Origin of the sequence: Labilibacter marinus (assembly GCF_001659685.2) — a bacterium.
In the GTDB taxonomy this organism is placed as follows: domain Bacteria; phylum Bacteroidota; class Bacteroidia; order Bacteroidales; family Marinilabiliaceae; genus Saccharicrinis; species Saccharicrinis marinus.
Map to the genome: position 1 here is coordinate 99,448 of NZ_LXYE02000044.1, position 12,366 is coordinate 111,813.

Annotated in this window: 10 protein-coding genes; 3 read left to right on the forward strand and 7 right to left on the reverse strand. The window is 35.7% G+C overall.

Features of this window, described 5'->3' with window-relative positions:
• Positions 1-28 precede the first annotated feature (28 nt).
• The 4 genes from lpxA to A8L32_RS18055 form a co-directional block, all read right to left on the reverse strand.
• Entirely contained in the window at positions 29-820 is a 792-nt protein-coding gene (gene lpxA, locus A8L32_RS18040) for an acyl-ACP--UDP-N-acetylglucosamine O-acyltransferase (protein WP_066632380.1), read from the reverse strand.
• 231 nt (positions 821-1,051) lie between these two features.
• The gene (locus A8L32_RS18045) at positions 1,052-2,452 is read right to left on the reverse strand and encodes a bifunctional UDP-3-O-[3-hydroxymyristoyl] N-acetylglucosamine deacetylase/3-hydroxyacyl-ACP dehydratase (RefSeq protein WP_066632382.1); all 1,401 of its coding nucleotides are present in this window, start codon (positions 2,450-2,452) and stop codon (positions 1,052-1,054) included.
• Between the two features lie 43 nt (positions 2,453-2,495).
• Positions 2,496-3,536, reverse strand: coding sequence for a UDP-3-O-(3-hydroxymyristoyl)glucosamine N-acyltransferase (gene lpxD / locus A8L32_RS18050; protein WP_066632383.1), 1,041 nt, complete (start codon positions 3,534-3,536; stop codon positions 2,496-2,498).
• 120 nt (positions 3,537-3,656) lie between these two features.
• The gene (locus A8L32_RS18055) at positions 3,657-4,919 is read right to left on the reverse strand and encodes an HD domain-containing protein (protein WP_233145503.1); all 1,263 of its coding nucleotides are present in this window, start codon (positions 4,917-4,919) and stop codon (positions 3,657-3,659) included.
• A 212-nt stretch (positions 4,920-5,131) separates the two neighbouring features.
• Between A8L32_RS18055 and rimP the strand changes: the two genes are divergently transcribed.
• From rimP to infB, 3 genes are all read left to right on the forward strand, one after another.
• On the forward strand, positions 5,132-5,596 hold the full coding sequence (gene rimP, locus A8L32_RS18060; RefSeq protein WP_066632386.1) for a ribosome assembly cofactor RimP: 465 nt from the start codon (positions 5,132-5,134) through the stop codon (positions 5,594-5,596).
• Between the two features lie 21 nt (positions 5,597-5,617).
• Positions 5,618-6,853, forward strand: coding sequence for a transcription termination factor NusA (gene nusA, locus A8L32_RS18065; RefSeq protein WP_066632387.1), 1,236 nt, complete (start codon positions 5,618-5,620; stop codon positions 6,851-6,853).
• A 66-nt stretch (positions 6,854-6,919) separates the two neighbouring features.
• Positions 6,920-9,994 carry a translation initiation factor IF-2 gene (gene infB / locus A8L32_RS18070; RefSeq protein WP_066632388.1) on the forward strand — a complete coding sequence of 1,025 codons (3,075 nt, stop codon included), beginning with the start codon at positions 6,920-6,922 and terminating at the stop codon, positions 9,992-9,994.
• 129 nt (positions 9,995-10,123) lie between these two features.
• On the opposite strand, the gene gcvH is transcribed toward infB, so the two are convergent.
• The 3 genes from gcvH to A8L32_RS18085 all read right to left on the reverse strand — a co-directional run bounded on the left by gcvH (position 10,124) and on the right by A8L32_RS18085 (position 12,201).
• The gene (gcvH, locus tag A8L32_RS18075) at positions 10,124-10,501 is read right to left on the reverse strand and encodes a glycine cleavage system protein GcvH (RefSeq protein WP_066632389.1); all 378 of its coding nucleotides are present in this window, start codon (positions 10,499-10,501) and stop codon (positions 10,124-10,126) included.
• Between the two features lie 115 nt (positions 10,502-10,616).
• On the reverse strand, positions 10,617-11,534 hold the full coding sequence (gene metA / locus A8L32_RS18080; RefSeq protein ID WP_066632391.1) for a homoserine O-acetyltransferase MetA: 918 nt from the start codon (positions 11,532-11,534) through the stop codon (positions 10,617-10,619).
• 67 nt (positions 11,535-11,601) lie between these two features.
• Entirely contained in the window at positions 11,602-12,201 is a 600-nt protein-coding gene (locus A8L32_RS18085; RefSeq protein ID WP_233145504.1) for a TetR/AcrR family transcriptional regulator, read from the reverse strand.
• Positions 12,202-12,366 lie beyond the last annotated feature (165 nt).

A 12,366-nucleotide genomic window follows, 5' to 3' on the forward strand; every position in this document is an offset into this window, starting at 1 on the left:
TTAAATATTTTAATTGTGATATAACCTTCTATCTGTCAGATGAAGATGAATACCCTCTTATAATTCCTCTTTGTGAATTTTTTATAAATAAGATAATCTCGTCACGCTCTTTTGAGGCTGGTAATTCAGCTTCAATTTTATCAATCGCATCTGAGTTATTTAATCCACTCTGATACAATACACGATAAATATTCTGGATTCCTGTGATTTGGTCATTTGTAAAACTTCTACGACGTAACCCAATTGAGTTAATACCACTAAAGGATGTAGATGTGTTTCTAACCTTAACAAACGGAGGAACGTCTTTACTTAACAAGGTACCTCCTTGAATCATAACATGCGCTCCGATATGTACAAATTGATGAATAGCACAGGCTCCACTTAAAATAGCAAAGTCGCTAATTATAACTTCTCCAGCCACCTGTGTTGCATTACCTATAATAACGTTATCTCCAACAATAGCATCATGAGCTATATGCACATAAGCCATTAAAAGGCAATTACTACCAACAACTGTTTGTCCTTTGGCTACTGTACCTCTATTTACTGTAACACACTCTCTAATAGTGGTGTTGTCGCCAATAATAGCTAAAGACTCTTCGCCCGCAAATTTTAAATCTTGTGGGATGGCTGATATTACAGCTCCTGGAAATATATTACAGTTTTTGCCAATACGTGCACCTTCCAAAATTGTAACGTTAGAACCAATTCGTGTTCCCTCTTCAATCACTACGTTTTTATCAATGGTCACAAAAGGTTCGATTACCACATTTGGAGCAATTTTTGCTTCAGGGTGGATGTATGCCAATGGTTGTTTCATGTGTTTTTATTTACTTTCTCAATCTGCACTCGCTCAAGGTGAGCATTTCTCCTCATCTCTAACTCTCTAGTATCGTTTATACTAGAGTTTGTTATTATTATTCTTACTGTACTCCTGTTTTTTTTCCGCTGCGAAAATAATCTAAGAATCTCAATAAAAAAAATTTAACGTAATTATTCGCCTTTTATCTTTAAACAAAGGCCAACACCACACTCAAGGAGTTTTCTTGCATTACGCCTTATTTCTGGCAATGTTAGCCATAAACTCCCCTTCGGCAACAACCGCATCTCCTACAAAAGCAGTTCCTTTCATATTAGCCACCCCTCTTCGCATAGGTGTAACTAAATCTAATTTAAAAATAACAGTATCACCCGGCACTACCTTTTTTCTAAATTTGATATTATCCAACTTCATAAAATAAGTAGAATAATTTTCAGGATCGTCAACTTGATTCAATACAAAAATACCTCCACATTGTGCCATGGCTTCAACCAATAAAACACCTGGCATTACTGGTTCTGTTGGGAAATGACCTTGAAAGAAAGGTTCGTTTAAAGTAATGTTTTTAACACCTACAATAAACTTTGGCTGAATATCAATGATCTTATCTACCAATAAAAATGGGTATCTATGCGGAAGCATAGTTTTTATTTTGTTGATATCACAAAGCGGCTCCTTATTTGGATCATAAGATGGAACCACTGGTTTGTTAGCTAACTTTTTAATCTCTTTACGGATGATTTTAGCAAATTCAACATTGGACTGATGTCCAGGTCGTGTAGCTATAATCTTCCCTTTTATAGGAAGACCGGCTAAACACAAATCGCCAATAACATCTAGTAATTTATGACGCGCCGGTTCGTTATGATGAACTAATTCAAGATTATTTAAAATACCAATTGGTTTTACTTCAACTCTAGGCTGATTAAATAAGTCCGCTAATCTATCTAATTCCTCTTGTTTAACTTCTCTATCTATTATTACAATAGCATTTTCCAGGTCGCCACCTTTAATTAAATTGTGTTGCATCAACATTTCTACTTCGTGCAAAAATACAAAGGTGCGACAAGCACTAACCTCTTCCGCAAAATCATCTAAAGTATCTAATGTAGCAAATTGACTTCCTAAGAATACTGAACTATCAAAAGAAATCATGGTATCTACACTAAAAGAATCATCAGGCATAGCTACCAACTTAATACCTTTCTCTTTGTCTTCGAAAACCATTTTTTCCTTCACTACAAAGTACTTTCGCTCTGCTTCCTGCGCTTCTATTCCCGCTTCCTGAATGGCCTCAACAAAATACTTTGAACTACCATCAAGAATAGGTACTTCAGGTCCATCCACTTCTATTAAACAGTTATCAACGCCTAAACCACGTAAGGCAGCCAAACAGTGTTCAATAGTACTTACTGATGCTTCTTTCTTTTGCAACACAGTACCTCGCTGAGTATATGTTACGTTTTCTGCGTACGCATCAATTATCGGTTGATCTTCAAGATCAGTTCTTTTAAACTTAAACCCGTGATTTTCTGGAGCTGGATTAAGCACTAAAGTAACCATTGCTCCGGTATGCAACCCTGTACCTTTTAAGGTTGCTTGTTTTGCAAGTGTATTCTGATTTTCTATCATATCAAAGATGTATATGACCTAACACGCCTATTGCGCTTTCAGTCTATTCTCCTCCTTTTAATTCTTTAATTTCCTTTTGAAGTTCGCGTACTTGGTTCACTAAGTCTGGTAATTTTTTAAGGTTAACCCAAGATCTGGCAAACTGGCTAGCATCAAAAGCTGGCGTACCTCTTAAAGTTGCACCTTCTTTTTTAATATTTCCAGCAATACCTGAATAAGCACCCAACTTAACTCCGTCCGCTACTTTTAAATGTCCAATTACTCCAGTGTGGCCACCGAACATACAGTTTTTACCTACAGTACTTGATCCTGCCACTCCTGACATAGCCGCAATAACTGTATTTTCACCTATCTCAGCATTGTGTGCAATCTGAACAAAGTTATCTAACTTAACTCCTTTTTTTAACACAGTTGAGCCCATTGTAGCTCTATCCAAAGCAGTATTGGCTCCAAGCTCACAATTATCTTCTATCACAACATTTCCTACTTGCGGGATCTTTGTATACTCATTGTTTTCATCCGGTGCAAAACCAAAACCATCTGACCCTACAACTGCACCTGCGTGAAGTATACATTTATTACCTATAACACAATCGTGATATATCTTTACCCCTGCATATAATATACAATTATCACCAATCGTTACATTGTCACCAATAAAGGTGTTAGGATAGATGCTCACGTTATTACCTATTGTTACATTTTCACCTAAATAAGCAAATGCTCCTATATATGGAAACTCACCCACTTTAGCTGTATCTGCAATAAAAGATGGCTGCTCAACCCCTGTTTTTCGGGGTTTAGAATCATTATACATTTGCATTAACTTAGCTACCGAACTATAGGCGTTTTCAACCTTTACTATGGTAGCTTGAACTTCACGTTCAGGAACAAAATCATTGTTCACTATAACAACAGAAGCTTTAGTATCGTATATAAATTTAGTGTATTTGGGGTTTGCTAAGAAAGTAATCGTTCCTGGCTGACCATCTTCGATTTTTGAAACATTGTTAACTGTAACATCCTGATCTCCGACAATCTCCCCGTTAATTAATTCTGCAATTTGCTTAGCTGAAAAATTCATTTTGTATAATTTGGTGCAAATCTAATAATATTATCTTCATTTAAGATAGTGAGCCTACCCATTTTTATGATGTACTTAACTTTCAAACACAACTAAAACTATTCGAATAATTGGTTTGAATTATAAATTCTGAGCCCAATCCTTAAGAAACTTGGGGTAAATTAGAACGCTTTTCTTAACGTTTTTCCCCAATACATCATGATTTAAAATATCAGAAGCCTCAGACACATCCTTTAGCGTACCATCTGAAAATAAAATATTTATATTCTCTCCCGTTAATGTATAAGTGTGATTTTCAAGAACCTTTTCATTCACAAAAAAGTCTATTTCATCTTCCTTCAAGCTATACTCTTCCTGAATCCTTTTCTTTATCTTGCTACTACGTTCTACATCAAAAGCATCATTTCTTAATTCAATCTTCATTAAGTCACGATTAATAATTGCCTTTGATAATGTTGATAAAACAAAATCATCATGTAGCGTCCATACTTTAATAGCCGACATAATATCACAATCATCTAACATAGCAAACTTTTGCAATACCGATTCATCTCTTATAAAGCTATCCAGACTAATTTCATGCTTCATAAAAAATAAAAGATGTGGTGTTCCAAAAATATCTTCATTCTTTTTTAATAGGTATTTAGCTCGTCTTAAAACATTCACTAACATATTTTCGGCTACAACGGCCGTTTTATGAAGGTATACTTGCCAATACATCAACCTGCGGGCAATTAAAAACTTCTCAATTGAATAAATCCCTTTGGATTCAACCACCAGCTGATCACCAGAAACGTGAAGCATTTTTATTATCCTATCAGAACCAATCACACCTTCCGTTACTCCACTGAAGAAACTATCTCTTCGCAAATAATCCAGCCTATCCATATCTAATTGACTGCTGACTAACTGATGCAAGAACTTTTTAGAATAATTATCTTTAAATATTTCTAAAGCCAAAGATAATTTGCCATTAAACTCTTCATTTAACCGCTCCATAAATAAAATGGAAATTTCCTCGTGCGATATACCTTCAACTACAGCATGTTCTAACACATGAGAAAATGGGCCGTGACCAATATCATGTAATAAAATGGCTATATGAACTGCTTCTGATTCTTTTTCCGATATTTTTATTCCTTTGGATTGAAGTACAGCTACCGCCTGAGACATAAGATGCATAGCTCCCACCGCATGTTGAAACCTATTATGAGTTGCCCCTGGATACACCAAAGAAGTAAGCCCCAATTGCTTTATTCCTCTTAAGCGCTGAAAGTAGGGATGTTGCAACAAATCATAAATAAAATCGAAAGGAATTTTTACAAACCCGTAAACTGGGTCATTGATTATTTTTAGTTTATTTACTATGTTACTCTTATTCACTATAAAACGCATTTATAATTTAACCTTTGCAATATAGAACTTTAAGCCGATAGTTTTAAAAATAACTACCCAATGCGCAGCAAAACATTATTAATAAACACAGCACAAAGTGTGTTGCATATTAAAAGCATAATAACTATCTTTGCAGCGGTTTTTAACTAAATATCTTAAGGATAGGGGGCAGATGTCCCCTATTTTATTAATATTAAGTGATGATTACAAAGGAACAGATACGAGAAATAATAGCGGAAAAGATTGAGGCTGACGATTGTTTTATTGTTGAAGTTAAAGTTTCTGCCAGTAATAAGATTATAGTTACTATTGATAGTATGAACGGTATAGGAATTGACTACTGCATACAAATTAGTCGCTTAATTGAAGGATCATTTGATAGAGATATAGAAGACTTTGAGTTGGAAGTTTCTACACCAGGATTAGGTCAACCACTAAAAGTATTAAACCAATACGAAAAAAATATTGGTAAAGATATTGAAGTTACACCTTTTGAAACAGCACCATTTAAAGGAAAGCTGACAGAGGTAAACGAAGATAACTTTGTAGTGGAAGAAATGAAAAAGGTTAAAATCGAAGGAAAGAAAAAAAAGGAATTGCAAGTAATTAATCATAACTATAAGTTCGACGAGGTTAAAGCAGTCAAAGTAATTGTATCGTTTTAACAAGCCGGCAAACATAAAGTCATGGAGAACATTAATTTAATAGATACTTTTTCAGAGTTTAAGGAACTTAAAAGCATTGATAGAGCCACTATGATCAGAGTGCTCGAAGATTCATTTAGGAGTGTCTTAATTAAACGCTTTGGAACAGACGATAATTTCGATGTTATTATTAACACCGATAAAGGAGACTTTGAAATTTGGCGCAATCGTGAAATTGTAGCCGATGACGAATTGGAGGATGATAACCTGCAGATTTCATTGACTGATGCTAAAAAAATCGACGATGATTATGAGGTTGGAGAAGAGGTAACTGATGAAGTTCGTTTTCTTGACTTTGGTAGAAGAGCCATTTTAAGCCTTCGCCAAAATTTATCTGCACGTATTTTAGAGTTAGAAAAGGATAATATTTACCATAAATATAAAGACCGCATTGGTGATATCATTACTGGTGAGGTATATCAAATATGGAAAAGAGAAATCCTGATACAAGATGATGAAGGTAATGAGTTAATTCTGCCAAAAGCAGAACAAATTCCATCTGACTTCTTCCGTAAAGGAGATAATGTAAGAGCTGTTGTTGTTAAAGTAGAAATTAGAAACAATAACCCGCTTATTATTATTTCACGTACTTCTCCAGTATTCTTAGAAAGATTATTTGAATTAGAAGTACCCGAAATATTTGACGGATTAATCACCATTAAAAAGATTGTTCGTGTACCTGGTGAAAGAGCTAAGGTAGCGGTTGAATCTTATGATGAAAGAATTGATCCGGTAGGTGCATGTGTTGGAATGAAAGGTTCAAGAATTCACGGTATTGTTCGAGAGTTGCGTAACGAAAATATCGATGTAATTAACTTCACCAATAATGTACAGTTATTTATTCAAAGAGCGCTTAATCCTGCTAAAATAAACAGCATTAAGTTATTTGAAGACGATAAAAGAGCCCAGGTGTATTTACGTCCTGACGAAGTAAGCCTTGCCATTGGTAAAGGTGGATTAAACATTAAGTTAGCCAGTCAATTAGCAGGTTACGAAATTGATGTTTATCGTGAGATGGAAGTAGATGACGAAGATGTAAGCTTAGATGAGTTTACGGATGAAATAGAAGGATGGATTTTAGATGAAATTAAGGCCATTGGTTGCGATACGGCTAAATCAGTACTCGACTTAACAATCGAAGATTTAGTAAAAAGAACCGACCTTGAAGAGGAAACCATCAATGAAGTTATTAAGATATTGAGCGCCGAGTTTGAATAAAATCTGACAGTATGCGATAATCAATAGTTACACAAAGAATTTAAGAGATAATCATTAATTCCCAATATGGCAGTTGGTAAAACAAATAGACTAAGTAAAGTAGCCCGCGAATTTAACGTAGGGATACATACTATTGTTGAATTTCTTCAGAAAAAAGGATTCGAAGTTGAAACGAATCCTAACACGAAGGTATCGGCACAAATGTACCAGCATTTAGAAAATGAGTACAGCACCGACCTTAACGTTCGTAAGAAATCAGAGGCGCTTAGCAAGCAAAAGCCTCAAAAAGAAACCATCTCGATAGAAGATGTGAGAAAAGATTTAGCGCCAGAGCCTGAAAAGGAAAAAGCTAAAAAAGAGCCTGAGGTTGAAAAAATAGAAGCTCCTAAATCGGAAGAGCCAAAAGTAGTTGGTAAAGTTGATTTAGATAAGTTCAGCAAAAAGCCTGTTGCTAAGGCAAAAGTTGAAGAGCCGAAAAAAGAGGAACCTAAAAAGGAAGAGCCTAAGGTTGAAACACCTAAACCTGCAGCTTCAGCTCCTGTTGAAAAAGCAGAAAAGGTAGCTGAGAAGCCTAAGGAGGAAAAGCCTAAAGAAGTTAAAAAGCCTAAAGAAACTCCTCATATACCAACTGCCAAACAAAATATTGAGGAACCTAAGGTGGTAGGAAAAATTGACGTTGACGCGTACAAAAAGCCTAAAAAGCAAGCTGATACTCCTAAGCAAGAGAAAAAAGCACAGCCTAAAGCAAACGTGAAGAAAAAAGAAACACCAAAACCAGTTGCAGCAGAAACTCCTGCGGCTGAGAAAAAACAAGATACTCCAAAGGTTACAGAGAGTAAACCAACGGAAAAAACAGAAGCGAAGGAAACAAATACAGAAAAAGCTGAAGGTAGCGATGTATTTAAACCAACGCAGGTTAAAAAACTTTCTGGTCCTACAGTAGTAGGCAAAATTGTACTTCCAACTAAACCAACTAAGTCGGAAGACAGTGCAGATAAGAAAAAGAAAAAACGTAAACGAATTCGCAAGGATAAAGAGCGCGTAAACGTTAACGAAAAGTCTAATCAACAAGGTGCTCAAAGAGGTCCTAGACCTAACAACGGTCCTGGCGGTCAAAGAGGTCCTAGACCTGGTGGACCAGGCGGACAAAGACCTGGTGATAATCGTAATCAAGCTAACAAGGGGCCTCGCAGAGGTAAGCCTGGACAAAACAGACGTCCTGTTAAAGCTGAGATTACCGAAGAAGATGTACAAAAGCAAATTAAAGATACATTAGCTAGATTAACAGCTAATAAAGGTAAATCGAAAGCGTCTCGTCACCGTCGTGATAAACGTGAAGCGATTAGCCAAAAACAAATTGCTGAGGAAGAATTAGCTCACTTAGAAAAGAATGTAATTCAGGTAACTGAGTTCGTTACTGTGGCTGAATTAGCTTCCATGATGAGTGTTCAGGTAAACCAAATTATTGCATCATGTATGAGCCTTGGTTTATTTGTTTCTATCAACCAGCGTTTAGATGCAGAAACCATTTCGTTAGTTGCTGAGGAATTTGAACATAAAGTAGAATTCATTAGTGTTGAAGTTGCAGCCGCAATTGATGAAGAGGAAGAAGAAGATGAAACGTTAATGGAAGAACGTTCTCCTATTGTTACAGTAATGGGACACGTTGACCACGGTAAAACATCTTTACTTGACCACATTCGTAAAGCGAACGTTATTCAAGGTGAAGCTGGGGGTATTACACAGCATATTGGTGCGTACTCTGTATCCTTAGATTCTGGAAGAAAAATTACTTTCTTAGATACTCCAGGTCACGAGGCCTTTACTGCGATGCGTGCTCGTGGTGCGCAAGTAACAGATATTGCTATTATTATTGTAGCGGCTGATGATAATGTGATGCCACAGACTATTGAGGCCATCAACCATGCATCTGCTGCAGGGGTACCAATTGTTTTTGCAATCAACAAAATTGATAAGCCAGGAGCAAACCCGGATAAAATTAAAGAAGAATTAGCTCAAATGAACTACCTAGTTGAAGACTGGGGAGGTAAATATCAGTGTCAAGAAATTTCGGCTAAGAACGGACTCAACATTGAAGAACTGCTTGAAAAAGTATTACTTGAAGCAGATTTATTAGAGCTTAAAGCCATTAAAGATAAAAGAGCTGTTGGCTCAGTAATTGAATCTTCATTAGATAAAGGACGTGGTTACGTTACTACAGTGCTTGTTCAATCGGGTACACTTAAAGTAGGAGATATTATTCTTGCTGGTAGTTACATGGGACACGTAAAAGCCATGTTTAACGAGCGTAACCAAAAAGTAACTACTGCTGGCCCAGCAGAACCTGTATTAATACTTGGTTTTAACGGAGCTGCGCAGGCTGGTGAAAAGTTCAACGTAATGGAGAGCGAACGCGAAGCCAAAGAGATTACTAACAAGCGTACTCAGCTACAGCGTGAGCAAGGTATGAGAACGAAGAAACATATTACACTTGACGAAATTGGTCGTCGTATAGCAATTGGAAACTTCCAAGAGTTAAATGTTATTGTGAAAGGTGATGTGGATGGATCTATTGAAGCACTTTCCGATTCATTAATCAAGCTTTCGACAGACGAAATTCAAGTAAATGTGATTCACAAAGCAGTAGGTCAGATTTCGGAATCGGATATCATGCTAGCAACTGCATCCAATGCCATTGTTATTGGTTTCCAAGTTCGTCCATCTTTAGCAGCAAGAAAGATTGCAGAGAAAGAGGAAATCGACATACGTCTTTACTCTATCATTTACGATGCAATCGAAGAGCTTAAATCGGCTATGGAAGGTATGCTTTCTCCAGAAATTAAGGAGCAAGTTACTTCTACACTTGAAGTTCGTGAAACCTTTAAAATTACTAAAGTTGGAACGATTGCAGGTTGTATGGTTAAAGAGGGTAAAATCAAGCGTAACTCTAGAGTACGTTTAATACGTGAAGGTATTGTGATTTACACTGGTGAATTAGCTGCTCTTAAACGTTATAAAGATGATGCTAAAGAAGTAGCTTCTGGATATGAGTGTGGTGCAAGTATTGCTAACTACAACGACATTAAGGAAGGTGACTTTATTGAGTCATTTGAAGAAGTGGAAGTATCGCGTAAGCTATAATGTAGCTTAGTGATTTTAGATATACAATCCCTGTTCAATTTATTGAGCAGGGATTTTTTTTGCTTAATTATTAGGCACAAAAAAAGCCCGAAGAAAATTCTTCGAGCTCTATATATGGTTCTAGATAAATTATCCTATTAACTCTTTATATTGTTCGGCAGTTAATAAAGCATCAAACTCAGCAACATCTTCCGCTTGAATTTTAACCATCCATCCACCTTCGTAAGGCTCTTTGTTCACTAATTCAGGTTGATCCTCTAAATCATCGTTTACTTCAAGTACTTTACCCTTAACAGGCATATATAAATCAGAAACTGTTTTAACAGCCTCAATAGTACCAAATACTTCTTCTTTATCTAAATCTTCTCCTTCAGTTTCTATCTCAACAAATACTATATCACCTAATTCACCTTGAGCAAACTCTGTAATACCAACTGTAACTACATCTCCCTCTACTAAAATCCATTCGTGATCTTTTGTATACTTTAAATTTTCAGGAATATTCATTTGAATGCTATTTTTTAATTAATGTGTATCAAAATTAAAACAAAATCATCTGGCAAATTATGGTATATGTCATGTTATAACTTTTAAAGCTACTCCATCCACCATTCATTACCTTCTAGTGTATCTCATCAAAATTATATGGCGTTTCTTGATATACGTAATAGTTTAACCAATTAGTAAACATCAAGCTTGCATGACTTCGCCATAAAACAACAGGATCATTCGAAGTATCATCATTCGGAAAATAATTCTTAGGAATAGCAATATCTTCCCCTTTTTCTAAATCCCTAAAATACTCCTCCCTTAATGTAAATGGGTCGTATTCTGAATGACCTGTAACAAAGATTAACCTTTTATCAGGTGACATCACAATATGAACGCCAGCATCTTCTGATTGAGCCAATATTTTAAGCTCAGAAACCTTATCAATATCTTTTGCACGCACACCAGTAAAGCGAGAATGTGGAGCGAAAAAGCTATCATCAAAACCTCTCATTAAAGGTTCCTTTCTATCCGTTACAGTATGGTTAAAAACACCAAATAGTTTTTCGTTTAGATGATGTTTTGGAATACCGTAATGATAATACAAACCAGCTTGTGCACCCCAGCAAATATGTAATGTACTAGTAACGTTACGTCTGCCCCACTCCATTATTTCCTTCAATTCTTCCCAATAGGTAACTTCATCAAATTCAAGATGCTCAACAGGAGCTCCTGTAATGATCATACCGTCATATTTCTTGGCTTGAACCTCTTCAAAGGTTTTATAAAAATTTAATAGATGCTCTTTAGGCGTACATTTTGGCGAGTGCGTTCTAGTCATTAACAAATCAACTTCAACCTGCAAAGGGGTATTGGATAACACTCTCATTATTTGTGCCTCAGTTGTGATTTTTAATGGCATTAAATTAAAAACAACTATTTTAAGCGGTCGTATGTCCTGATGGTTAGCGCGAGATTCGTTCATCACGAATACATTCTCACTTTCAAGTACATTACGTGCTGGCAACTTATCTGGGATTCTTATAGGCATATTGATGCTTTTTAAAATAACAAAGGCCGTAAAAATACGGCCTTATTTTTTTATTTACAATGACATTTTACCGTTTTATCAGACCAAAAAACAATATATTCAGGATATTTTGCACTTGTTCTTCCATACCTTCAAACTTGTTTGCTGCTTGAAACATTGGTATTTCTAAACCTTTTAATGCAAGTGCAATAGCTACTGCACCCATGTGAATGTTTTTTATTTGGAAAACATCAGCTGAAACACCTTCGTTAATGATTGTTTCAATCATATCAACCTCCGCTTTCTCCATACTTTCCTTTACAGCTTTTACAAATTCAATCCCTCCGAATCGCTCATCCGTTAAAGCTTTAAAGTAGTTATCTTGCTCGCTAATAGTCTTCATCCTTACCAGTACATACTCATTTAATTTGTCCTGAGGATTTTTAGTAGACTCAACTACTATTTTAAGATTTGAAATTAATTCACCCTGTTCCTTATCGATAACAGCTTGAAATATTTCCTCTTTATTCTTAAAATAGTAATACAATGAACTTTTACCCTTATGCAATTCAAGGGCGATGTCTTCCATTGTTGTTTTCTTGTAGCCAAACTTAGCAAACAAGCTCTGCGCTGCTTCAAGTATTGAAACCTTTACAGATTCGTTGTAATTAAGATTTTCTGTTGTCATATGATTTATTGGGATTATAACATATACAAATGTATGAATTTACCGCTTTAGATAAAAGACTTTAAGCTCTTAATACACCTCATTAAAGCACATTATTTATATAAATTCGATTGAAACCTCAATAATAACAGCAATATAATGTTCAACGACAAAAAAAGTCAATAA